General features: G+C 61.8%; 21 protein-coding genes. 17 read left to right on the top strand and 4 right to left on the bottom strand.

The features are described 5' to 3' along the window. Nucleotides 1-45: 45 nt before the first annotated feature. The 13 genes from nhaA to hutG all read left to right on the top strand — a co-directional run bounded on the left by nhaA (nucleotide 46) and on the right by hutG (nucleotide 14,821). The gene (gene nhaA / locus J3P77_RS20865) at nucleotides 46-1,221 is read left to right on the top strand and encodes a Na+/H+ antiporter NhaA (RefSeq protein ID WP_434678461.1); all 1,176 of its coding nucleotides are present in this window, start codon (nucleotides 46-48) and stop codon (nucleotides 1,219-1,221) included. A gap of 104 nt (nucleotides 1,222-1,325) precedes the next feature. Continuing rightward, nucleotides 1,326-1,859 carry a DUF3455 domain-containing protein gene (locus J3P77_RS20870; protein ID WP_434678462.1) on the top strand — a complete coding sequence of 178 codons (534 nt, stop codon included), beginning with the start codon at nucleotides 1,326-1,328 and terminating at the stop codon, nucleotides 1,857-1,859. 100 nt (nucleotides 1,860-1,959) lie between these two features. Beyond that, a complete protein-coding gene (locus tag J3P77_RS20875) occupies nucleotides 1,960-2,517 on the top strand; it encodes a sigma-70 family RNA polymerase sigma factor (RefSeq protein ID WP_434678463.1) in 558 nt (185 codons plus the stop codon). Further along, nucleotides 2,514-3,218, top strand: a complete 705-nt coding sequence (locus tag J3P77_RS20880; protein ID WP_434678464.1) for an anti-sigma factor — start codon at nucleotides 2,514-2,516, stop codon at nucleotides 3,216-3,218. The genes J3P77_RS20875 and J3P77_RS20880 overlap by 4 nt, the downstream gene beginning before the upstream one ends. A 411-nt stretch (nucleotides 3,219-3,629) precedes the next feature. Further along, nucleotides 3,630-5,327 carry a urocanate hydratase gene (gene hutU, locus J3P77_RS20885; protein ID WP_434678465.1) on the top strand — a complete coding sequence of 566 codons (1,698 nt, stop codon included), beginning with the start codon at nucleotides 3,630-3,632 and terminating at the stop codon, nucleotides 5,325-5,327. 80 nt (nucleotides 5,328-5,407) lie between these two features. Then, nucleotides 5,408-6,376 carry an ABC transporter substrate-binding protein gene (locus J3P77_RS20890; RefSeq protein ID WP_434678466.1) on the top strand — a complete coding sequence of 323 codons (969 nt, stop codon included), beginning with the start codon at nucleotides 5,408-5,410 and terminating at the stop codon, nucleotides 6,374-6,376. 72 nt (nucleotides 6,377-6,448) lie between these two features. Further along, on the top strand, nucleotides 6,449-7,300 hold the full coding sequence (locus tag J3P77_RS20895; protein ID WP_434678467.1) for an ABC transporter permease: 852 nt from the start codon (nucleotides 6,449-6,451) through the stop codon (nucleotides 7,298-7,300). Beyond that, the gene (locus tag J3P77_RS20900) at nucleotides 7,297-8,127 is read left to right on the top strand and encodes a quaternary amine ABC transporter ATP-binding protein (RefSeq protein WP_434682091.1); all 831 of its coding nucleotides are present in this window, start codon (nucleotides 7,297-7,299) and stop codon (nucleotides 8,125-8,127) included. Before J3P77_RS20895 ends, J3P77_RS20900 begins: the two co-directional genes overlap by 4 nt. A gap of 12 nt (nucleotides 8,128-8,139) precedes the next feature. Beyond that, nucleotides 8,140-9,759, top strand: a complete 1,620-nt coding sequence (gene hutH, locus J3P77_RS20905) for a histidine ammonia-lyase (RefSeq protein WP_434678468.1) — start codon at nucleotides 8,140-8,142, stop codon at nucleotides 9,757-9,759. 23 nt (nucleotides 9,760-9,782) lie between these two features. Next, nucleotides 9,783-11,306: a histidine ammonia-lyase gene (gene hutH, locus J3P77_RS20910; protein WP_434682092.1), complete on the top strand. Its 1,524-nt coding sequence runs from the start codon at nucleotides 9,783-9,785 to the stop codon at nucleotides 11,304-11,306. A gap of 103 nt (nucleotides 11,307-11,409) precedes the next feature. Then, nucleotides 11,410-12,786 carry an amino acid permease gene (locus J3P77_RS20915; RefSeq protein ID WP_434678469.1) on the top strand — a complete coding sequence of 459 codons (1,377 nt, stop codon included), beginning with the start codon at nucleotides 11,410-11,412 and terminating at the stop codon, nucleotides 12,784-12,786. Between the two features lie 15 nt (nucleotides 12,787-12,801). Then, nucleotides 12,802-14,007 carry an imidazolonepropionase gene (hutI, locus tag J3P77_RS20920; protein WP_434678470.1) on the top strand — a complete coding sequence of 402 codons (1,206 nt, stop codon included), beginning with the start codon at nucleotides 12,802-12,804 and terminating at the stop codon, nucleotides 14,005-14,007. Nucleotides 14,008-14,017: 10 nt separating this feature from the next. Further along, a complete protein-coding gene (hutG, locus tag J3P77_RS20925) occupies nucleotides 14,018-14,821 on the top strand; it encodes an N-formylglutamate deformylase (RefSeq protein ID WP_434678471.1) in 804 nt (267 codons plus the stop codon). 61 nt (nucleotides 14,822-14,882) lie between these two features. On the opposite strand, the gene J3P77_RS20930 is transcribed toward hutG, so the two are convergent. Continuing rightward, complete coding sequence (locus J3P77_RS20930) at nucleotides 14,883-17,126, bottom strand: heavy metal translocating P-type ATPase (RefSeq protein WP_434678472.1); 2,244 nt, start codon at nucleotides 17,124-17,126, stop codon at nucleotides 14,883-14,885. Between the two features lie 83 nt (nucleotides 17,127-17,209). Between J3P77_RS20930 and cadR the strand changes: the two genes are divergently transcribed. From cadR to J3P77_RS20945, 3 genes are all read left to right on the top strand, one after another. After that, nucleotides 17,210-17,656, top strand: a complete 447-nt coding sequence (cadR, locus tag J3P77_RS20935; RefSeq protein ID WP_434678473.1) for a Cd(II)/Pb(II)-responsive transcriptional regulator — start codon at nucleotides 17,210-17,212, stop codon at nucleotides 17,654-17,656. Nucleotides 17,657-17,756: 100 nt separating this feature from the next. After that, nucleotides 17,757-18,806: a LacI family DNA-binding transcriptional regulator gene (locus J3P77_RS20940; protein WP_434678474.1), complete on the top strand. Its 1,050-nt coding sequence runs from the start codon at nucleotides 17,757-17,759 to the stop codon at nucleotides 18,804-18,806. A 198-nt stretch (nucleotides 18,807-19,004) separates the two neighbouring features. After that, nucleotides 19,005-20,165, top strand: a complete 1,161-nt coding sequence (locus J3P77_RS20945) for an L-talarate/galactarate dehydratase (RefSeq protein WP_434678475.1) — start codon at nucleotides 19,005-19,007, stop codon at nucleotides 20,163-20,165. Nucleotides 20,166-20,237: 72 nt separating this feature from the next. Here the strand turns inward: J3P77_RS20945 and J3P77_RS20950 are convergent, their stop codons facing one another. Together J3P77_RS20950 and lgt are read right to left on the bottom strand one after the other, a co-directional pair. Continuing rightward, complete coding sequence (locus J3P77_RS20950) at nucleotides 20,238-21,209, bottom strand: thymidylate synthase (RefSeq protein WP_434678476.1); 972 nt, start codon at nucleotides 21,207-21,209, stop codon at nucleotides 20,238-20,240. Between the two features lie 50 nt (nucleotides 21,210-21,259). Further along, on the bottom strand, nucleotides 21,260-22,072 hold the full coding sequence (lgt, locus tag J3P77_RS20955; RefSeq protein WP_434678477.1) for a prolipoprotein diacylglyceryl transferase: 813 nt from the start codon (nucleotides 22,070-22,072) through the stop codon (nucleotides 21,260-21,262). Between the two features lie 236 nt (nucleotides 22,073-22,308). Here lgt and J3P77_RS20960 point away from each other — a divergent pair, with 236 nt between their 5' ends. Further along, the gene (locus J3P77_RS20960; RefSeq protein WP_434678478.1) at nucleotides 22,309-23,055 is read left to right on the top strand and encodes an NRDE family protein; all 747 of its coding nucleotides are present in this window, start codon (nucleotides 22,309-22,311) and stop codon (nucleotides 23,053-23,055) included. A 44-nt stretch (nucleotides 23,056-23,099) separates the two neighbouring features. Here J3P77_RS20960 and J3P77_RS20965 read toward each other — a convergent pair whose 3' ends face one another. Beyond that, nucleotides 23,100-24,089 carry a sulfate/molybdate ABC transporter ATP-binding protein gene (locus J3P77_RS20965; RefSeq protein ID WP_434678479.1) on the bottom strand — a complete coding sequence of 330 codons (990 nt, stop codon included), beginning with the start codon at nucleotides 24,087-24,089 and terminating at the stop codon, nucleotides 23,100-23,102. Nucleotides 24,090-24,092 lie beyond the last annotated feature (3 nt).

The raw sequence follows: 24,092 nt of genomic DNA on the forward strand, positions 1-24,092 counted from the left end.
TCCTTCGCGATCCACCTGCAACAAGATCAACCAGCAAGGACGACCATGACTCAGATCCAACGTCAGGAGACGCCGCGCGCCGTCGCCATTCTCGCCAGCTTCCTCGCTTCGGAGTCCGCCGGCGGTATCGTTCTGATGGTCGCCGCGCTGGCTGCCTTGATTGTCGCCAACTCCCCGCTGGCCGAGGGTTACTTCTCGATTCTGCATAGCGTCGGCCTCGGACTGTCCGTCGAGCTATGGATCAACGACGGCCTGATGGCGATTTTCTTCCTGATGGTCGGCCTCGAAATCAAACGCGAAGTGCTGGCCGGCGGGCTCGCCACCTGGGGCCAGCGCGCGCTGCCCGGCTTTGCGGCAGCAGGTGGCATGCTGGTGCCAGCGCTGATCTACATCGCGATCAATATGGGCAACCCGCAGACCATGAGCGGCTGGGCCATCCCGGCGGCGACCGACATCGCCTTTGCCCTGGGTGTGCTGTCGCTGCTGGGCAACCGCGTGCCCGCCTCGCTGAAAGTCTTCCTCGCTGCCTTGGCAATTCTTGATGATCTGGGTGCGGTGACCATCATTGCCTTCTTCTACAGCTCGGGCCTGAACCTGCCGATGCTGGGTGCGGCATTCGCGACCCTGGCGGTGCTCATTATTCTCAACCGCCTTAACGTGCGGCGTCTGTTGCCGTATCTGTTGCTTGGCGCATTGTTGTGGTTCTTCGTGCTGCAATCGGGTGTGCATGCCACGCTGGCTGGCGTTGCGCTCGCGCTGTGCATCCCGCTGGGCACACTGGAAGAAGAATCCCGCTCGCCCTTGTTGTTTCTCGAAGAAAAGCTGCATTACTGGGTGGCGTTCGCCATCGTGCCGATTTTTGGCTTCGCCAATGCCGGCGTGTCGCTTTCCGGGATTTCCATGGAAAACCTCGTCGACCCGGTTCCGCTGGGCGTCGCGCTCGGCCTGTTCGTCGGCAAGCAGATCGGCGTCTTCGTCGCCGCCGTGCTGGCGATTCGCGCCGGGTTGGCTGTGCTGCCACAAGGCAGCAACTGGGTGCAGCTCTATGGCGTGGCGATCCTGTGCGGCATTGGCTTCACCATGAGCCTGTTCATCGGCAACCTCGCCTTCCCCGGCGCGGCGCACTTGGTGGATGAGGTCAAGGTCGGCGTTCTCATGGGCTCAGGCGTTGCAGCGCTGGCCGGGGTATTGCTGCTGCGCAGCCGTTTCAGCCGGCACTGAAAATATATTTGCACGGCAGTGCATCCAGATTGTTTTCCCGCGGGTAGTACTTACAGCAGCCATCCGGCTTGCTGAGCGCGGTTAAACATTCTGGAGATTTCTGCATGAACGCAAAACGCTTGCTCTGCCTTGCAGGTAGTACCCTGGCTTTCGCTTGCCTGGCCCCGGTCGCCATGGCTCAGGCCAACCTGCCCGAATCGGTCCGCGTGCCTGCCGGACATAAAGTCAGCATGGAAACCACAGGGGTAGGCGAAATTACTTACGAATGCCGCGCCAAAGCCAACTCCACGACCGAGATGGAGTGGGCGTTCGTCGGCCCCAAAGCGGTACTGAATGACCGCAGCGGCAAGCAGGTCGGCACCTATTACGGCCCCCCTGCTACATGGGAAGCGAAGGATGGCTCGAAACTGACCGGCACCCAGGTCGCCGTGGCACCGTCGAGCGCCGGCAATCTCCCGTATCAGTTGGTCAAAGCCAACCCGGCTGACGGCAAAGGCGCGATGACAGGTGTCGCGTACATCCAGCGCGTGGCGCTCAAAGGCGGTGTGGCACCGACCACGGCCTGTGCGGCCAGTAACAAAGGCGCGAAGGAAGTCGTCAAATACCAGGCCGACTATCTGTTCTGGTCTAGCAACTGATCCAGCGACGCGTTGGGGCGCCGCGCAGCAGGTGCGCTATGCTGCTGCGCAGCCTGCCTCCTCGATCGAGGCTGCACTTTTCCACTGATGGCAGACCACTTTGTCTTCGCACGAATTTCCTTTCGACTACGAAGCCGCCCTCCACGCTTGCGCGCGGGGCGAGCGACAGGCCCTGCATCGCCTTTATCAGCAGGAAAGCGCCCGGCTGCTTGGCGTGGCGCTGCGGATCGTACGGGACAGCGCGCTGGCCGAAGACATCGTGCACGACGCTTTTCTGAAGATCTGGACGGCGGCTGGCAGCTTCGATGCCGCGCGTGGTTCGGCACGTGGATGGATCTTCAGCGTGACCCGCCACCTGGCCCTCAACAGGTTGCGCAACAGCGCCCGCGAAGTACATGTGGACGACGACATCGACCCAGAGCAAGCGACGCTGGAAGGCTGGCAGGAAACCGGCGACGCTTTCGACTGGCGGGTGAATGCCGGACGCATCCAGTCATGTCTGGAGCAACTTGAGCCAGTGCGACGCAACTGTGTGTTTCATGCTTACGTCGACGGATATTCGCATCAGGAAATTGCGCAGAAGATTGGCGCGCCACTGGGCACCGTCAAGGCCTGGATCAAGCGCAGCCTCAAGGTTTTGCGGGAGTGCATGGGATGAGTAGCGTCTCGGACGAAAACATTCAGGACCTGGCGGGCGAATACGTGCTCGGCACTCTGACTGCTCAGCAGCGACTTGAAGTCGAGCGACGCTTGCCCGACGAGCCCGCGTTACGAGCGGCGATCGACGCTTGGGAAGCGCGCCTGTTGCCGCTCACTGCCCTGGCCGAACCCGTTGCCCCTTCTGCCGGACTCTGGAACCGTATCGAGCGCAGCCTGGCGCTACGCGATCCGCACCCTGCCCGGGCCGCGGGCTGGTGGAACAGTCTTTCGCTGTGGCGTGGACTGGCGGGCGCTGGTCTTGCGGCCTCGCTGGTACTGGGGATGACCCTGCTGACCCAGGCACCTGCCCCGCCTTCTTATCTGGTTGTACTGGTTGCGCCTCAGGACAAGTCGCCAGGCTGGGTCGTTCAGGCCAGCGATCCCAGGGAAATCCAGCTGATCCCGCTCGGCATCACCGAGGTGCCCGCCGACAAGGCGCTTGAGTTCTGGACCAAGGGCAATGATTGGCAAGGCCCGGTGTCGCTTGGTCTGGTCAAACCCGGCCAGACGCTCTCGATCCCCGTCGACAAACTGCCGCCGCTGCAGCCCGACCAACTGTTCGAGCTGACGCTGGAAGCATCCACCGGCTCGCCAATCGGCAAGCCAACCGGACCGATCCAGTTCATCGGCCGAGCAGTGAAGGTGGGCGTCAGCCTGTAGGAAAAGACTCGCCGGTTCACGCGGTGTACCTGAAAAAACTAGGTCGCCCGGTTTACTGCCGCTTCGCGCCAGATCGCAGGCAAGCCAGCTCCTACGCCCTCCGGGCAGAAACTCAGGGTGGGCGCAAAGCCGTGAAGAGGCCCCACTAACACCACACTGTCCACAGCTGACTGCGGGCAAGCTCCCTCCCGCATGAACCGTGTGCATCCGCGCACCACCTTGTTACTCAATGCCCCAGCATGGCTCAAGACGCTCGCGGCGTAACATCGCCTCTTGCCTGTCAGGCGGTCTCGAACGCCTGAAAATGCGTGCCTTTACCCTCCAGCGAAAAGTTGGTCCTCCAATTGCATATGCTTGTATGTACAAGTAGAGACAGGCTCCCGTTGCCTGCCCGCACATGGAGGATTTGTTGTGACCGAGACTCATCAAGCACCCGAACAAGACTGGACTCGCCATCGCGACATCACCGTGCGGGCCGCGCGCGGCAGCCAGTTGACGGCCAAGAGCTGGCTGACCGAAGCGCCGCTGCGCATGCTCATGAACAACCTGGACCCTGAAGTCGCCGAGAACCCGAACGAACTGGTGGTCTACGGCGGCATCGGTCGCGCAGCGCGTAACTGGGAGTGCTACGACAAGATTGTCGAAAGCCTCACTCAGCTCAACGACGACGAAACCCTCCTGGTGCAGTCCGGCAAGCCGGTTGGCGTGTTCAAGACCCACAGCAACGCGCCACGGGTGCTGATCGCCAACTCCAATCTGGTGCCGCACTGGGCCAGCTGGGAACATTTCAATGAGCTGGATGCCAAGGGCCTCGCGATGTATGGCCAGATGACCGCTGGCAGCTGGATCTACATCGGCAGCCAGGGCATCGTTCAGGGCACCTATGAAACCTTCGTCGAGGCGGGTCGCCAGCATTACCAGGGCAACCTCAAAGGCCGCTGGGTCCTGACCGCAGGTCTGGGCGGCATGGGCGGCGCCCAACCGCTGGCCGCCACGCTGGCTGGCGCGTGTTCACTGAACATTGAGTGCCAGCAGAGCCGCATCGATTTCCGCCTCAAGACCCGTTACGTCGATGAACAGGCTTCGGATCTGGATGACGCGCTGGCGCGCATCGCGCGGTACACCGCCGAAGGCAAAGCTATTTCCATCGCCCTGTGCGCAAATGCCGCCGATATTCTTCCGGAAATGGTGCGCCGTGGCGTACGCCCGGACATGGTGACCGACCAGACAAGTGCCCACGATCCGTTGAATGGCTACCTGCCCAAGGGCTGGAGCTGGGAGCAGTACCGCGCCCGTGCCCAGAGCAAACCGGCCGACGTGGTGAAAGCCGCCAAGCAGTCGATGGCCGAACATGTCGAGGCCATGCTCGCTTTCCAGAAAGCCGGCGTGCCAACCTTCGATTACGGCAACAACATTCGCCAGATGGCCAAGGAAATGGGCGTCGCTAACGCGTTCGATTTCCCCGGCTTCGTTCCCGCCTACATTCGCCCGCTGTTCTGCCGAGGCGTCGGTCCGTTCCGCTGGGCTGCGCTGTCCGGTGATCCTCAGGACATCTACAAGACCGACGCCAAGGTAAAAGAGCTGATTCCCGATGACGCTCACCTGCACAACTGGCTGGACATGGCCCGCGAGCGCATCAGCTTCCAGGGCTTGCCGGCACGTATCTGCTGGGTCGGCCTGGGTCAGCGGGCCAGGCTGGGCCTGGCGTTCAACGAAATGGTGCGCAGCGGCGAGCTGTCCGCGCCGGTGGTGATCGGTCGCGACCACCTGGACTCGGGTTCGGTCGCCAGCCCCAACCGCGAAACCGAAGCCATGCGCGATGGCTCCGACGCGGTCTCCGACTGGCCGTTGCTCAATGCACTGCTCAACACCGCCAGCGGTGCGACATGGGTTTCGCTGCACCACGGCGGCGGAGTCGGCATGGGCTTCTCCCAGCATTCCGGGATGGTAATCGTCTGTGATGGCACTGACGAAGCCGCCGAGCGCATCGCCCGCGTGCTGCACAACGACCCAGCCACCGGCGTGATGCGCCATGCCGATGCCGGTTACGAGATCGCCATCGATTGCGCCAGAGAGCAGGGCCTCAACCTGCCAATGATCGGACGTTAAATGCATCGCCGGTCGCCTCGGCGGCCGGCCAACTGTTTGAAGCTGCCCTCACCCCTTTTCCAGGCTTAGGAGCATCAACCATGAAAACGAAGACGGCCCTGCTGACCACATTGATTTCAGCCGGCCTGCTCGCCGCCAGCGGCGCGAGCCAGGCAGCAGGCTGGTGCGAGTCGGGCAAGCCGGTGAAATTCGCCGGTTTGAACTGGGAAAGCGCGATGCTGCTGACCGACATTCTTCAAGTGGTGTTCGACAAAGGCTACGGCTGCAGCGTGGACGCGCTGCCAGGCAACTCTATCGCCATGGAAAACGCCCTGAGCACCAACGACATTCAGGTATTCGCCGAAGAATGGGTTGGCCGCAGCGAGGTGTGGAACAAGGCGGCGGCAGCCGGGAAGGTCGTCGGTGTCGGTGCGCCGGTGGTAGGCGCGGTTGAAGGCTGGTACGTGCCACGCTATGTGATCGAAGGCGATGCAAAGCGCAAGCTGGAAGCCAAGGCACCGAACCTCAGGGCGGTCAGTGACCTGCCCCAATATGCAGCGGTGTTCAAGGATCAGGAAGAACCCGGCAAGGGCCGTTTCTACAACTGTCCGGCCGGTTGGACCTGTGAGCTGGAAAACAGCGAAATGCTCAAGACCTACGGTCTGGAAGGGAAATTCACCAACTTCCGGCCGGGCACCGGCCCAGCGCTGGATGCGGCTATCCTGTCCAGCTACAAGCGCGGCGAGCCGATCCTCACCTATTACTGGTCGCCGACGCCGTTGATGGGCCAGGTCGACCTGGTGCGTCTGGACGAAAAGCCGGGCGTGAACAAGACGATCGATATCAAGGTCGGCGTGTCGAAAGTGTTCCACGACCAGGCGCCAGAGCTGATCGCCGTTCTCGAAAAGGTCAACCTGCCCATCGACTTGCTGAACCAGAACCTGGGACGCATGGCCAAGGAGCGGATCGAGTCGCCGAAGCTGGCCCGGATCTTCCTCAAGGAGCATCCGGAAGTCTGGCATAAGTGGGTCAGCGAGGATGCCGCGAGAAAAGTGCAAGCCTCGTTGTAACGCGCGCAGGCCGCCCGACGCTCGCCGGGCTGCCAGTGCGAAGGCCCGCCACACCTAACCTGAGAGCCGCTTATGTTTCCCGAAAGTTTCACGTTCTCGATCGCCAACTGGGTGAACGACGGGGTCGACACCCTGGTCACGCAGTACGGTGACGTGTTCAGACATATCTCCGACACGCTGCTCTGGGCGATCGTCAATCTCGAAGGCCTGCTGCGTATGGCGCCCTGGTGGCTGATGCTGCTGATCGTCGGCGGTATCGCCTGGCACGCCACCCGTAAGGTCTTCACCACGCTGGTGATCGTCGGCCTGCTGTTTCTGGTGGGTGCCGTCGGGCTTTGGGACAAGCTGATGCAAACCCTGGCGCTCATGCTGGTGGCAACGTTCATCGCGGTGCTGATCGGCATTCCGCTGGGCATTCTGTCGGCGCGCAGCAATCGCCTGCGTTCGGTGCTGATGCCGCTGCTGGACATCATGCAGACCATGCCCAGCTTCGTTTACCTGATTCCGGTATTGATGCTGTTCGGCCTGGGCAAGGTGCCGGCGATCTTCGCCACGGTGATCTACGCCGCACCGCCCCTGATCCGCCTGACCGACCTGGGGATCCGCCAGGTCGACGGCGAGGTCATGGAGGCTATCAACGCGTTCGGCGCCGACCGCTGGCAGCAGCTGTTCGGCGTGCAATTGCCGCTGGCGCTGCCGAGCATCATGGCGGGTATCAACCAGACCACCATGATGGCGCTGTCGATGGTGGTGATCGCCTCAATGATCGGCGCGCGCGGCCTGGGCGAAGACGTGCTGGTCGGCATCCAGACCCTCAACGTCGGTCGCGGGCTTGAGGCGGGCCTGGCGATTGTCATTCTCGCGGTAGTTATCGACCGCATCACCCAGGCCTACGGCCGTCCACGACACGAGGCGAACAAATAATGGACGCGCAAGCGAACAAGATCGTGGTGCGCAACGTGTACAAGATCTTCGGCAATCGCGAAAGCGAAGCGCTGAGCATGGTCCGTGACAACAAGACCAAGGATCAGGTGTTGGCGCGGACCGGCTGTGTTGTCGGCGTCAACGACCTGTCACTGTCGATCGCCAGCGGCGAGATCTTCGTGATCATGGGTTTGTCCGGCTCTGGCAAATCGACCCTGGTTCGTCACTTCAACCGGTTGATCGACCCTACCAGCGGCGAGATTCTGGTGGATGGCGAAGACATCCTGCGCTATGACATGGAAGCGTTGCGCCAATTTCGGCGCCACAAGATCAGCATGGTGTTTCAGAGCTTCGGCCTGCTGCCGCACAAGACCGTGCTGGACAACGTCGCCTATGGCTTGAAAGTTCGCGGCGAGAGCCAGGCGCTGTGCCGCGAGCGGGCCTTGCAGTGGATCACCACAGTCGGCCTGAAGGGCTACGAAGAAAAGTACCCGCATCAGCTGTCCGGCGGCATGCGGCAAAGGGTCGGTCTGGCCCGGGCCCTGGCGGCCGACACCGACATCATCCTGATGGACGAAGCCTTCAGCGCGCTCGATCCTCTGATCCGCGCAGAGATGCAGGACCAACTGCTGGAGTTGCAAGCCAGCCTGCACAAGACCATCGTTTTCATTACCCACGACCTCGATGAAGCCGTACGCATCGGCAATCGCATCGCGATTCTCAAGGACGGGCGTCTGATCCAGGTCGGTACGCCGAAACAAATCCTTCACTCGCCCGCCGACGAATACGTTGATCGTTTCGTCCAGCGGCGCGTGGCGACCCTTTAAGGACCATGACAGATGTCGCAAGCAGAAACGGTTGTCATCGGCAATGCGCCGCTCACCTGGCAGGACGTCGCCCGCGTAGCACGACAGGGCGTGCAGCTGGCTCTAAGCGACAGCGCCTGGGCACGTATCGACAACGCTCAGGCCATCGTCCAGCGCGTGGTTGCCAGCGGTGAGCGCGCTTACGGGGTGAATACCGGGCTGGGCGCGCTGTGCAGCGTGTCGCTGGAAGGAGAACAGCTAAGCCGACTGTCGCGTAATACTTTGCTGAGCCACGCCTGTGGAGTCGGCACGCCGTTACCGGACGAGCAGACGCGGGCGATCATCTGCGCAGCGATCCTCAATTACAGCCAGGGCAAATCGGGCATCCATCGGCAAGTCGTCGAAGCGCTGCTGACCCTGCTCAATCGCGGCATCACCCCCCAGGTGCCATCCCAAGGCTCGGTCGGCTATCTGACCCACATGGCGCACATCGGCATCGCCCTGCTCGGCGTCGGCCAGGTCACCTATCGCGGGCAGACCGTTGCCGCCTCGCAGGCATTGGCAGCTGAAAGCCTGTCGCCAGTGCAGTTGGGCGCGAAGGACGGACTGTGTCTGGTCAACGGGACTCCGTGCATGACCGGTCTGGCCTGCCTGGCCGTCGCCGACGCCCAGCGTCTGGTGCAATGGGCCGACGTCACCGGCGCCATGAGCTTTGAGGCATTGCGCGGCCAGCTGGATGCCTTTGACGAAAGCATCCTCTCGCTCAAGCCGCATCCGGGCATGCAACAAGTCGGCAGCCATTTGCGCAGCCTGCTCGCCGGCAGTGAAGTGCTTGCCGAGGCGCAAGGCATTCGTACTCAGGACGCACTAAGCATCCGCTCGATCCCACAGGTGCATGGCGCTACCCGTGATCAGCTCGCCCACGCTATCCGCCAGATCGAGACCGAGCTGAATTCGGTCACCGATAACCCGTTGTTGTTGGGTACGCCGGACGCTTACCGCGTGGTGTCCCAGGCCAATCCGCACGGGCAATCGGTGGCGCTGGCGGCGGACCTGATGTGCATGGCGATGGCCGAACTTGGCTCGATTGCCGAGCGCCGTCTGGATCGGCTGATCAATCCGTTGGTGAGCGGCCTGCCGCCGTTTCTGGTGAGCCAGCCGGGGGTCAACTCGGGAATGATGATCGTCCAGTACGTGGCCGCTTCGCTGTGCGCTGAGAACCGTCAATTGGCGCAACCGGCGGTGGTCGACAACTACGTCACCTCCGGCTTGCAGGAAGACCACTTGAGCATGGGCACCAACGCCGCGCTGAAACTGCACAAGGTGCTGGCGAATGTCGGCCAGGTACTTGCCATCGAATACCTGCTCGCCGCCCAGGCTTTTGAATTTCTCCAGGACCGCCGCTTCGGCGTCGGCACGCAGACCGCGTGGCGTCTGCTGCGCGAGCACGTTCCGCCTTATCACGAGGACCGCTGGCTGGCGCCGGATATCGCCCGCAGCGTGGAAGTACTCAAGGATCCTCAAGCGCTGGAAACGATCTTCCAGCGCAGCCGTGAAGCGGCCCATCAAGACTACAGTCGGCGCTCAAGCGGCGAAACAGCCGTCAATGCGATATGCCCGACCGACATCACCACAGGAGTAGCTGCATCGTGACCCTTTCCCAATCTGCCGAACATCTGAACCTCCTTCCCGGTGAACTGACGCTTGCACAACTGCGTGCCATTTACCGCCAGCCGGTCACGCTGACTCTCGACCGCAGCGCCGACCAGCCCATCGACGACAGCGTGGCCTGTGTCGAGCGCATCCTGGCCGAGAACCGCACGGCCTATGGCATCAATACCGGCTTCGGCCTGCTGGCCTCGACACGTATCGCCAGCCACGACCTGGAAAACCTCCAGCGCTCGCTGGTGCTTTCCCATGCGGCGGGTGTCGGCCAGCCAATCAGCGATGCGCTGGTGCGGCTGGTCATGGTGTTGAAGGTCAACAGCCTGAGCCGGGGTTTTTCCGGCATTCGTCGAGTAGTGATCGATGCCCTGATCGCGCTGATCAACGCCGAGGTCTATCCGCACATTCCGCTGAAGGGCTCGGTCGGCGCATCCGGCGATCTGGCGCCGCTGGCTCACATGTCGCTGGTTCTGCTGGGCGAAGGGAAGGCACGCTACAAAGGCGAATGGCTCAACGCGGTCGATGCGCTGGCAGTCGCCGGCCTGCAGCCGCTGACCCTCGCGGCCAAGGAAGGCCTGGCGTTGCTCAACGGTACTCAGGTCTCCACCGCGTATGCATTGCGCGGCCTGTTCGAAGGCGAAGACCTGTTTGCCGCCGCCATGTCGTGCGGCGCGCTGACCGTTGAAGCGGTGCTCGGCTCGCGTTCGCCGTTCGACGCACGGATTCATGCCGCGCGTGGTCAGCGCGGGCAGATCGACGCCGCGGCCTGCTACCGCGACCTGCTGGGCGAACGCAGCGAAGTCTCCGAATCCCACCGCAATTGCGACAAGGTTCAGGATCCGTACTCGCTGCGCTGCCAGCCGCAGGTGATGGGAGCGTGTCTGACCCAACTGCGTCAGGCCGCCGAGGTGCTGGAAATCGAGTCGAACGCGGTGTCGGACAACCCGCTGGTTTTCGCCGCCGAAAACGAGGTGATTTCCGGAGGCAACTTCCACGCCGAGCCGGTCGCCATGGCTGCGGACAATCTGGCGCTGGCGATTGCCGAGATCGGTTCGCTGAGCGAACGGCGCATTTCGCTGATGATGGACAAGCATATGTCGCAGTTGCCGCCGTTCCTGGTGGCCAACGGCGGCGTCAACTCCGGGTTCATGATCGCTCAGGTCACCGCCGCGGCGCTGGCCAGTGAAAACAAGGCTCTGGCGCATCCGCACAGCGTCGACAGCCTGCCGACTTCCGCTAATCAGGAGGACCATGTGTCGATGGCGCCGGCTGCCGGCAAGCGGTTATGGGAAATGGCAGAAAACGTTCGGGGGATTCTTGCCGTAGAATGGCTGGCTGCGTGCCAGGGTCTGGACTTGCGTGACGGTCTGAAAACGTCGCCCAAGCTGGAACAAGCCCGTTCCATCCTGCGCAGCAAAGTACCGTCCTACGAAAAGGACCGTTTTTTCGCACCGGACATCGAAGCTGCCAGCCAGCTGTTGTCCTCAACTTGCCTGAACCAGCTGGTTCCTGCACGTCTGCTACCCAGTTTGTGATGCGCCGCGAGCCTGGCAGGGCTCGCAATGGCGATCGCTGCGGGAAGCCGGATGCAGGCGTTCTCGCAGCTTTTGCCATACCCAGTAATGAAATGGACCAGAAATGACGTCACAAGATGGTTTGAAACGCGGGTTATCCGCCCGCCACATTCGCTTCATGGCCCTGGGCGCTGCCATCGGCACGGGACTGTTTTACGGCTCCGCTGCCGCCATCCAGCAGGCCGGACCGGCGGTGTTGCTGGCCTACCTGATCGGTGGTGCGGCGGTTTACATGGTCATGCGTGCCTTGGGCGAAATGGCAGTGCATGACCCGGCCGCGGGCTCTTTCAGCCATTACGCCACCCGCTACCTCGGCCCGCTGGCCGGTTTCGTGCTGGGTTGGACCTATGCCTTCGAAATGGTCATCGTCTGCCTGGCCGACGTGACCGCGTTCGGGCTTTACATGGGCTTCTGGTTTCCGGAAGTGCCGCGCTGGATCTGGGTGCTGAGCATCGTATTCCTGATCGGCGCGCTCAACCTGTGCAACGTGAAGGTGTTCGGTGAAACCGAGTTCTGGTTGTCTCTGCTGAAGGTCGGCGCAATTATCGCCATGATCGTGGCAGGTTTCGGCATCATGCTGTTTGGCATCGGCTCCTCGACCGGCGACAACGTGATCGGTATCAGCAACCTCTGGACACACGGCGGCTTCATGCCCAACGGCGTCGGCGGGCTGATCGCTTCGTTCGCGGTGGTGATGTTCGCCTTCGGCGGCATCGAAGTCATCGGCATCACCGCTGGCGAGGCCAAGGATCCACAACGCACCCTGCCGCGTGCGATCAACGCCGTACCGCTGCGTATTCTGCTGTTCTACGTGCTGACCCTGTTCGTGCTGATGTGCATCTATCCCTGGCAGCAGATTGGTACCCAAGGCAGCCCGTTCGTGCAGATCTTCGATAATCTGGGCATCGCCTCGGCAGCGACTATTCTCAACATCGTGGTGATTTCGGCAGCGGTATCGGCCATCAACAGCGACATTTTCGGTGCCGGTCGCATGATGTACGGCCTGGCCCGCGACGGACAGGCTCCAGCCAGCTTCGCCAGGCTCTCGCCTCAGGGCGTGCCGTGGATGACCGTGCTGGTAATGGCAATCACCCTGCTTGGTGGCGTTGTGCTGAACTACCTGATCCCCAAGGACGTGTTCTTGCTGATCGCATCGCTCGCCACTTTCGCAACAGTCTGGGTCTGGTTGATGATTCTGCTGACCCAGGTCGCCATGCGCCGCTCGTTGAACGCCGAAGAGGCCGCACAGCTGAAATTCCCGGTGCCGTTCTGGCCTTACGGACCCGCCGCCGCCATTGTTTTCATGCTGTTTATCTTTGGCGTACTGGGTTACTTCCCGGATAACCGCGCCGCGTTGATCGTCGGAGCAGTCTGGATCGTACTGCTGGTCGTCGCTTATCACTTTTGGATCACGCCCAAGCTCGTCAAAAACATGAAATGACCCTGGAGGCCCCGGATGAGAACACTCTGGAAGAACTGTCACATCGCAACAATGGCGCAAGGGCGTTACTCGATTATCGAGGACGCTGTCATCGTGACCTCTGGAGAGCTCATCCACTGGATCGGGCCTCATGCTCATCTGGGCGAGTCCGCGCCTGACTGCACGGTCGATCTGGGCGGAGCCTGGGTCACGCCGGGGTTGATCGATTGCCACACGCACACGGTGTTCGGTGGCAATCGCAGCGGCGAATTCGAACAGCGCCTGCAAGGCGTGAGCTACGCGGAAATCGCAGCGGCAGGCGGCGGTATCGCCAGCACGGTGCGCGCTACCCGCGCCGCTACCGAGGATGAGCTATATGACACAGCCGAACGCCGCCTCAAGCATCTGCTCAAGGAAGGCGTTACGACGGTCGAGATGAAGTCCGGGTACGGGCTGGATCTGGAAAACGAGCGCAAACTCTTGCGCGTGATTCGTCGCCTCGGCAATACCCAGCCGGTGACCGTGCGCAGTACCTGTCTGGCCGCCCATGCCCTGCCCCCGGAATACGTCGACCGCGCCGACGACTACATCAATCACGTCTGCGGCGACATGCTCCCGGCGCTGGCGGCCGAAGGGCTGGTCGATGCCGTGGATGCGTTCTGCGAACATCTGGCCTTCTCGCCGGCGCAGGTCGAACAGGTGTTCATCACCGCTGGCCAATTGGGGCTGCCGGTCAAGCTTCACGCCGAACAGCTTTCCGCGCTGGGCGGCTCCAGCCTTGCGGCGCGGTATCAGGCGCTGTCAGCCGACCATCTGGAGTTCATGACCGAAGCCGACGCCATTGCCATGGCCGCCGCCGGTACGGTCGCCGTGCTACTGCCGGGCGCCTATTACTTTCTGCGCGAAACGCAGCTGCCGCCACTCGATGCGTTGCGCCAGCATGGCGTGCCGATTGCGCTTTCCACCGACATGAACCCCGGCACCTCGCCGTGTCTGTCGTTGCGGCTGATGCTGAACATGGCCTGCACGCTGTTTCGCATGACGCCCGAAGAAGCTCTGGCGGGCGTCACCATCAATGCCGCGAAGGCACTGGGGCTGGGCGAGAGCCACGGCTCGCTGGAAGTCGGCAAGGTCGCGGACTTCGTTGCCTGGGACATTGAACGACCCGCTGATCTGGCCTACTGGCTGGGCGGCGACCTCGACAAGCGCATCGTGCGCCACGGCGTCGAATCACAGATCTGAGGAAAGCATTGTGGATAACGTTCTGACCTTCAGCCGCGGCCGCGTGCCGCTGCTGATCAGCATGCCCCATGCGGGCCTGAAACTGACCCCGGCCGTGCAAGAAGGGCTGGTCGACGAAGCCCTGAGCCTGCCGGACACCGACTGGCATATTCCCCGACTGTACGACTTCGCTGCGGAGCTGGGTGCCAGCACGCTGGCGGCCGAGTATTCGCGTTTTGTCATCGACCTGAACCGGCCGGCGGACGACAAGCCGCTGTACGCCGGGGCAACCACCGGGCTGTTTCCATCGATCCTGTTCGACGGCGTGCCGTTGTTCAAGGAAAGTCGCGCACCCAGCGCCGAGGAACGGGCAACTTACCTTGAGCAGATCTGGCAGCCATACCACCAGACGCTGGAGCAGGAGCTTGCCCGGCTGCGTGAGGAATTCGGCTATGCGCTGCTGTTCGACGCGCACTCGATTCGCGGCCACGTTCCCCACCTGTTCGATGGCCGGCTTCCGGATTTCAACCTGGGTACTTTCAACGGGGCCAGTTGCGACACGCAGCTGGCCAACCGGCTCGACCGCGTGTGCGCGGCGGCCGGCCAGTACAGCCATGTGCTGAACGGGCGATTCAAGGGCGGCCACATCACCCGTCATTACGGCAATCCGGCCAACCATATCCACGCTGTGCAGCTGGAGCTGGCGCAAAGCACCTACATGGATGAATTCGCCCCGTTCCACTACCGCCCGGATCTGGCAGAGCCCACGCGAGTGGTGCTGAGAGAGCTGCTGGAAACCCTTATAGTTTGGGGCCAGGAGAGGTTCGGCCGGTAATCGCAAAATGGCCGTCGCGGGCAAGCGCGCTCCCAAACTCCCGGGAGCGCGCTTGAGCTGATCATTTCTTGATCAATCGCATCCCGTTGAAAACCACCAGCAGGCTCACGCCCATGTCGGCGAAGACGGCCATCCACATGGTCGCCATGCCCGCAAAGGTGATGCCGATGAACAGCACTTTGGTGACCAGCGCCAGGGCGATGTTCTGTTTGAGCACTGCCGAAGTCTGTCGAGAAAGGCGAACAAACGCCGGAATTTTGCGCAGATCGTCGTCCATCAGGGCGACGTCCGCTGTTTCGATGGCCGTGTCGGTTCCGGCAGCGGCCATGGCGAAACCGATCTCGGCACGCGCCAGCGCTGGCGCATCGTTGATACCGTCTCCCACCATCCCGACCCGATGCTTGTCGGCGTATAGCGCCTCGATAGCGGCCAGTTTGTCGCCCGGCAGCAGATTCCCCTGCGCATGGTCGATACCAACCTGTTCGGCAATTGCCTTGGCGGTATGCGGATTGTCGCCGGTCAGCATCAGCGTCTTGATACCAAGCTCGTGCAACTGGGCGATAGCTTCACGGCTGGATTCCTTGACCGTATCGGCAACGGCAAACAGCGCCAGTGGTCTGGAATCGTCCAGCAACAGGACCACACTCTTGCCCTGCATTTCCAGAGCATCCAGTCGAGCTTCCAGGTCAGGCGAGCATAGCCCCAGCTCCTCGACCAGCCGGTGATTGCCCAAGTGGTAAACCTGCCCGCCGATCCTTCCCTTCACGCCGCGTCCGCCCAGCGCTTCGAACGCCTCGACCTCATGCAGCGTGGTGCTCTGCTGCGCAGCCTTGGCAATGGCTTGCGACACCGGGTGATCGGAACGTGCCGCCAGACTGGCGGCTATAGCGGGGACGTGGTCGGCTACTGTCGGGTCAAGCACCACGAAATCGGTCTGCACCGGTTTGCCGTGAGTCAGCGTGCCAGTCTTGTCGAGGGCCAGGTAATCCAGCTTCTCGCCCATTTCCAGATATACGCCGCCCTTGATCAGAATGCCTTTGCGCGCCGCCGCCGCCAGGCCGCTGACAATGGTCACCGGCGTGGAAATCACCAGCGCACAGGGGCAAGCCACGACCAGCAGCACCAGCGCGCGGTAGATCCAGTCGAACCAGACGCCGCCGAAGAACAGCGGCGCGACGACGGCCACTGCCAGTGCAACGATGAACACCGCCGGTGTGTAGATACGCGAGAAGCTGTCGACGAACCGTTGAGTCGGCGCCCGCGCGCCCTGAGCAGCTTCGACCGCGTGGATAATCCGCGCCAGCGTCGAGTTACTGGCCGCTGCGGTAACCCGATACTCCAGCGAGCCAGCCTGGTTGATGGTGCCGGCGAACACCTTGTCACCTTCGGTTTTCTCCACCGGCAGGCTTTCCCCGGTAATAGGCGCCTGGTCGACGGTCGAGTTGCCAGCGACCACCTCGCCATCCAGCCCGATCCGCTCGCCGGGCCGAATCCGCACAATGGCACCGAGCTCGACATGCCGGGCTTCGGTCTCGATCCAGCTGCCATCCGACTGTTTGACAGTCGCCAACTCGGGAGCCAGTTGCATCAGGCCGCTGATCGCGTTGCGCGCGCGATCCAGCGACCTGGCCTCGATCAGCTCCGCGACGGTGAACAGAAACATCACCATCGCGGCTTCCGGCCATTGCCCGATAAGCACGGCACCGGTCACCGCGATGCTCATCAGCGCGTTAATGTTAAGGTTGAAGTTCTTGAGCGCGATCCAGCCTTTTTTGTACGTTCCGAGTCCGCAACTGAAGATCGAAACCATCGCCAGCATCGCCACAACCCAAGTCGGCCCGAGCGAAGCGAAATGCACAGCCTCGGCCCCCAGCGCGGCTACGCCGGACAGCGCCAGCGGCCACCAGTGTTTTTTGGTGGCAGGTGCGGCAGCAACAGCGGGATCAGCGCCTTCTTCAACAGGATCGGCTTGCATACCAAGCGAACCGATGGCCTCGCGAATCGGGTCGGTAGAAGGCAAGTCGTGCCAGACACCCAGCAGCCGGTTTATCAGGTTGAATTCCAGCTTCTGAACACCAGCGAGCTTGCCAAGTCGGTTCTGGATCAGCGTCTGTTCGGTCGGGCAATCCATTGCCTCGATGCGAAAACGGCTCAGACGCGCGCCGGTGGCTGGCGTCTCGGTAAATTTCACGACCTGGGGCGCGGCCTTGGCCGAACAGCAGCCGTGCGCGTGCGGTGCAGCGCTGTGCTCGTGCGAATGCGCGGCGTGGTTATGCTTCTCGGTAACAGGGGTGAATTGGCTCATCGTTCTCCCTCCTGGAGTCTGCTGTTGCCAAGTGAACACCCTGTAGCCACTATAGGGTCAAGCACTGAATACTGGTGAAGCACATGAAGATCGGTGAACTGGCCCGCCTCACGGAGTCTCAGGTCGAAACCATCCGCTATTACGAACGCGAGGGCCTTCTGCCTGCCCCGGCTCGTACTGAGGGTAACTATCGGACGTACACCCAGGCGCACGTTGAACGGCTTTCATTCATCCGCAATTGCCGAAGCTTGGACATGACACTGGAAGAGATTCGCAGTTTGCTTCGCTTGCGCGACAGCCCCCGTGATCAGTGCGAGAGCGTCAATGCCTTGATCGACGAACACATTGAACACGTCAACGCGCGGGTCGCCAGTCTGCAAGCGCTACAGCAGCAGCTGCTCGACCTGCGCCGCCGCTGCGCCGATGGCGCTGCCGACCACTGCGGGATACTGGAGCGGCTGGAAGTCACCGGCGCGGTGGCGGCTCCAGAAGGCGAACCGTCTCATGTGGGCCGCAGCCACGGGCATTGATGCTGATTGTGCGCATGTTGGACAGCTTTGCTAAATTGCGCACCGCGTGCCTGTTCGAGCAGGCTGTTGCGTCCTTTCCCTGATCGATTTCGAGTAACGCATGCCCAAAAAACCCGGAAGGCCCGCAAAGTCTGAGTCCTGCCTGCCGGGCCAGAAGGCGGCGCTGACGTTAATCGATGTGGCCAAGGTCGCCGGCGTATCGCCGATCACGGTATCGCGGGCTCTGCATCGGCCTGATGTGGTGACCAAGGAAACCCGAGAGAAAGTGCTCGAAGCGGTGCGCAAGACCGGCTACGTATCCAACATGCAGGCCGGGAGCCTGGCGAGCAACAAGAGCCGGCTGGTGGCGATCTTCCTGCCGACTATCGCCAACTCGATCTTCGCCGACACTGTCCAGGCGCTGATGGACCGACTGACCGAGGCCGGCTACCAGACACTGCTTGGCCTGACCGGCTACTCTGCCGAACAGGAAGAAAAACTGCTTGAAGCGGTGCTGGGCCGCAGGCCCGACGGCATTGTGCTGACTGGCACGCTGCATACCGAATCCAGCCGCTTGCGCCTGGCTCAATCGGGCATTCCGGTGGTGGAAGCCTGGGATCTGGGCGACAACCCGCTGGACATGCTGATAGGCTTCTCTCATGAAAAAGTCGGCGAGGCCACTGCCCAGCATTTATTGGCCAAGGGCTACAAACGCTTCTCGGTGGTGACCTTGGGCGACCCTCGGGGCTTGCGCCGCAGCCATAGCCTGATCGCCGAATTGGCACGTCATGGCGTCGAGGCCGTTCCGCTTCAGGTCCTGACGCCGCCCGCCACGCTCAAAACTGGCCGCGACGGGCTTTGCCAGTTGCTGGAACAAGGCGCGACGCCTGAAATCGTCATCTGCAGCTCAGACACCATCGCCCAGGGCGTACTGGCGGAAGCGGCGAGCCGCGGCATGAAGATCCCAGACGATCTGGCCATCATGGGCTTTGGTGATCTGAGCAGCGCAGCGCAGGTGTATCCGGCCCTGTCCACGGTTCGGGTGGACGGCCAGGCGATTGGCCTGCAAGCCGCAGAGGCGCTGCTGGATCGTTTCAAATCACCGGAAACGGCGCAAAATCCGATCAAGATTGATACCGGGTTCACTATGATCGATCGACAAACCACCTGAATCACTTTTTCCGGATCCGACGAACGCGGGATTGAATGATTGCGCAATCAGCGTAGCATCCGACGAGGCTTGGCTCCACACCGCCTTTTTTCCAGACGGAAATGATTGCGCAATCAAACCCCGTGCCCAGCGCACAATTGCGAAGATATCCACAGCCTCGCTTCGACTGAAGTTAGCCATCACCTCAAGGAGAGCCACATGGTTGAACAACAACAAAACCGCACCTCTTCCGATAACGACCGCATCGCCTGGGTCAAAATCTCTTCAGTGTTCCTGCCGTTGGCCAATCCCATCAGCGACGCCAAGGTGCTGACCGGTCGGCAGAAGCCCATGACCGAAATTGCCATGCTGTTCGTCGAGATCGAGACGGTCGATGGCCTTGGCGGGTTGGGTTTCAGCTATTCGAAACGCGCCGGCGGGCCGGGTCAGTTTGCCCATGCCAAGGAAATCGCGCCCGCCTTGATCGGCGAGAATCCCAGTGACATCAGCAAGCTGTGGACCAAACTCTGCTGGGCCGGCGCTTCGGTGGGCCGCAGTGGGCTGTCGACCCAAGCCATCGGCGCGTTCGACGTCGCGCTGTGGGACCTCAAGGCCAAGCGCGCCAATCTTTCCCTGGCGCGACTGCTCGGCGCCCAGCGTGATTCGGTACGTTGCTACAACACTTCGGGAGGTTTCCTGCATACGCCGTTGGACCAACTGTTGAAAAACACCGACCTGTCCCGCGAAAAAGGGATCGGCGGCATCAAGCTCAAGGTCGGCCAGCCGGATAGCTCGGTCGATATCGAGCGCGTCAGCACGGTGCGTAAGCATCTTGGCGAGCAATTCCCACTGATGGTCGATGCCAACCAGCAATGGGACCGCCCCACCGCGCAGCGCATGTGCCGGCAATTCGAGGCTTACAATCTGGTGTGGATCGAAGAACCGCTGGACTGCTACGACGCCGAAGGCCATGCCGCGCTGGCGCTGCAATTCGACACGCCGATCGCGACCGGCGAAATGCTCACCAGCGTCGCCGAGCATGCGGAATTCATCAAGCTACGGGGCGCCGATTACCTGATGCCGGATGCGCCACGAGTTGGCGGCATTACACCGTTTCTGAAGGTTGCCGCGATGGCCGAGCAGGCCGGCGTGATGCTCGCGCCGCACTTTGCGATGGAGCTGCATATTCATCTGGCGGCGACTTACCCGACCGAACCTTGGGTCGAGCATTTCGAGTGGTTGGAACCGCTGTTCAACGAACGCCTGGAAACCCGCGACGGCCGCATGCTGGTGCCGACGCGCCCTGGCCTGGGCTTGTCGTTGAGTGACCGGGTCAAGCCATGGACCGCGCAGAAAGCCGAGGTCGGCACCCGGCCGTGATTTGCATGGCGAAATCACGCCGAACCTGCAGGAGCGCGCTTGCGGACAAGTCCGCTCCCGCAGGGGTTGCGCTTACACAGCCATCGGCGCAGTCATTGCGGGGTGGTGCTGGTAGCCTTCGAGCGAGAAGTCCGACGGTTCGATCAGCTCCAGCCACTCAGGCTGGTAAACGCCGGTCTTGGCGAACTCGGGGACGCGATCGGATATTACTAGCTTCGGCATCGGATACGGCTCGCGGGTAAGCTGTTCGTTGAGCATGTCGAGGTGGTTCTCATACACATGGGCGTCGCCGATGAAGTAGGTGAACCAGCGTGGCGTGTAGCCGGTCAGGCGGCCGATCAGGCTGAGCAATGCTGCGCCTTCGGTCAGGTTGAACGGCGTCCCTAGGCCCAGATCGTTGGAGCGGATATACAACGTCAGGGAAATCTCGCGGGTTTGCGGATTCGGGTGCAGTTGGTACAGCAGATGGCATGGTGGCAAGGCCATTTCATCGAGCTGCGCGCAGTTCCAGCCGTGGAACAGGATACGGCGGCTGCCGGGATCGTTGATGATGGTGTCTACGCACTGGCGGATCTGGTCGATGGCCTTGTACAACACCACAAACGACTCGCCGTCTTCTTCAGACTCGGCAATCTGGCGGTAGCCCTGGCTTAACGCCAGTTCAATGGCCGCCTTGTTGCCCACGGCGATGCGCTTGTAGGCCGGCCACTTGCGCCACTGCACGCCGTAGATTTCGCCCAGGTCGTCTTCACCCTGGCGGAACGGGTTGTTCAGCCACTGCGCGTTTTCGTTGGCGTTCTGGTCCCAGACCTTGCAGCCCAGTTCGCGGAACTCGGCGGCATTGTTCACGCCGCGCAGAAAGCCGACCATTTCGCCGATGGCGGACTTGAACGCCATGCGCCGCGTGGTGATCGCCGGAAAACCTTCCTGCAGGTCATAACGCAGCATCGCGCCAGGGAAACTGATGGTGTTCACGCCGGTACGGTTGGCCTGCAAGGTCCCATGCTTTATCACATGGGCGACGAGTTCCAGATATTGCTTCATAAATCACCTGCATCGTTGAAAACGCCGGGCGTTGACCCGGCGCTTCAGTGTTAGACCGCTGCCTTGCCGGCAACCGGAGCGCGCTTGTAGGCCAGCCAGATCATGGCCAGACCGGCGATGATCATCGGCAGACTGAGGATCTGCCCCATGGTGACCCAGCCCCAGGCCAGGTAGCCGAGCTGCGCGTCGGGAACGCGTACGAATTCGACCACAAAGCGGAAGATCCCGTAGAACAGCGCGAACATGCCGGAAACGGCCATGGTCGGACGCGGTTTGCGCGCGAAAAGATTAAGAATGATGAACAGTGCCACGCCTTCCAGCGCGAACTGATATAGCTGCGACGGGTGGCGCGCCAGTTGCGCCGGGTCGCTGAACGGCGGGAAGACCATCGCCCAAGGCACATCGCTTGGCTTGCCCCACAGCTCGGCGTTGATGAAGTTGCCGATGCGACCCGCGCCCAGGCCGATAGGCACCAGCGGCGCGACAAAGTCCATAAGCTGGAAGAAGCTCTTGCCATTGCGCTTGCCGAACCACCAGGCCGCGAGCATCACGCCGACGAAACCACCATGGAACGCCATGCCGCCCTTCCATACCTCGAAAATCAGCAGCGGGTTGGCCAGGTAGTTGGACAGATCGTAGAACAGCACATAACCCAGACGCCCGCCGACGATCACGCCCATGGCCAGCCAGAAGATCAGATCCGAGAGCTTTTCCTTGGTCCAGGTCGGATCGAAGCGGTTCAGGCGACGCGAAGCCAGCAACCAGGCTCCGCCGATACCAACCAGGTACATCAACCCGTACCAGTGGATTTGCAGCGGGCCAATAGCAACGGCTACCGGGTCAATCTGCGGGTAAGGCAGCATTGCGACTCCTCAATTGGGACGCTCACAGGAGCGATTGAAACTCGGGCAGCAGACTATGCGACGGCAGAGCGGAACGCCGCCAGCGCAAAATCATGAAATTTTCTTGCATCGCCGGGCACAAATACCCGGACGCTTCGCCGGTCGGGCATGTTACCGGAGCGAGGCTTGATGCTCTAGCAGCGCGCGATGGATGTGCAGGCGTCGGGTGCGTACAGTGAGCGAAAAAGGAGTACCGCATGTGCCTGATCGTTTTCGCCTGGCGCCCTTCCCATCCGACTCCGCTGATCGTGGCGGCCAACCGGGACGAATTCTATGCGCGCCCGACTCTGCCACTGGCCCGATGGCCTGATGCGCCGCAGGTTTACGCCGGGCGTGATCTTGAAGCTGGTGGCACCTGGATGGGCATCAGCGATGACGGACGTTTCGCCGCGCTGACCAATATTCGTGACCCCAACCAGCCAATCGGTCTGCGTTCCCGCGGCGATCTGGTTGCCCGGTATCTGAGCGGCACGCAGTCGCTGGAGGACTACCTTGCTGAAGCCGCCGGGCGAGCCTCTGAATACACGGGTTTCAATCTGTTGGCGGGTGACGCGCAGCGTCTGTACTACCTCAATTCGGCGGACCCTGTGCCGGTACCGCTCGAAGAGGGCATCTACGGGGTCTCGAATGCCGGCTTGAATACGCCGTGGCCCAAGCTGCTCAAGGCAAAAGCCTCCCTGGCCGGGCAGCTGGGCGACCCGCAGCCTTCAACTCTGCTGCAGCTGCTGCACGACCCGACGCCGGCCGCGCAAGCCGAATTACCCAACACGGGCGTCGGCCTGGCGACCGAAGCCCTGCTTTCCAGCGTGTTCATCAGCAGTCCGAATTATGGCACTCGTGCCAGTACGGTGCTGATCGTCAATGCTGACGGCAGCCGTCGGATGATCGAACACAGTTTCGGGCCTTCTGGCGCGCGGTTGGGGCAGGTTGAACTGACGCTCTGAAAAAAACGCCCTCATCGAACGTAAGGGCGTTTACTCATCACAGGTCAGACATTCGGCACTTTCTGCCAGACCTTGGGCTTGAAGAACAGCGTTTCGCCACGCGCCAGCCCGATCAGGCTGTCGTGATCCTTGACCACTTCGGCTTCGATCAGATCGCCCTGGCCTTCCACTTTCAGCGTTACGCGGGTTGTGGCGCCCAGAGGTCGAATATCGCGAACCTCGGCGGCGTGGTGATCTTCCAGTTCGTGACGCGACAGGGACACCTCGTGCGGACGGAACAGCACATGGCCATCACCGCCCAGACTCAGGCGATTGGAGTCGCCAAGGAAGTGGTAGACGAAGTCGTTCGAAGGATTCTCATAGACCTCGCCAGGCGAGCCAATCTGCTCGATCACGCCTTTGTTCATCACCACGATCCGGTCAGCCACTTCCATGGCTTCTTCCTGGTCGTGGGTCACGAACACGGAAGTCAGGTTGATATCTTCATGCAGCCGAGCCAACCAGCGGCGCAACTCTTTGCGCACCTTGGCATCCAGCGCGCCGAAAGGCTCGTCGAGCAGCAGTACTTTGGGTTCCACCGCCAGGGCGCGAGCCAGGGCGATACGCTGACGCTGGCCGCCGGACAACTGTTCAGGGTAACGGTCTGCCAGCCAGTCGAGCTGCACCATGTTGAGCAGTTCGTGGACCTTCTCGGCAATGCGCGTCTCGCTCGGGCGCTGGTTCTTGGGCTTCATGCGCAGGCCGAACGCGACGTTGTCGAACACAGTCATGTGCCGAAACAGCGCATAGTGCTGGAAGACGAACCCCACGTTGCGGTCGCGTACATCGTGGCCGGAGACGTCTTCGCCGTGGAACACGATACTGCCGGCATCCGGCGTTTCCAGGCCGGCAATGATGCGCAGCAAGGTGGTCTTGCCGCAGCCTGACGGGCCAAGCAAGGCGACCAGCTCACCGCTCTGGATGTCCAGGCTGATGCTGTTCAGTGCCTTGAAGGCGTTGAAATTCTTGCTGACATTACGGACTTCGATCGACATGTA

It is taken from the genome of Pseudomonas sp. R1-18 (assembly GCF_051132095.1).
In the GTDB taxonomy this organism is placed as follows: Bacteria; Pseudomonadota; Gammaproteobacteria; order Pseudomonadales; family Pseudomonadaceae; genus Aquipseudomonas.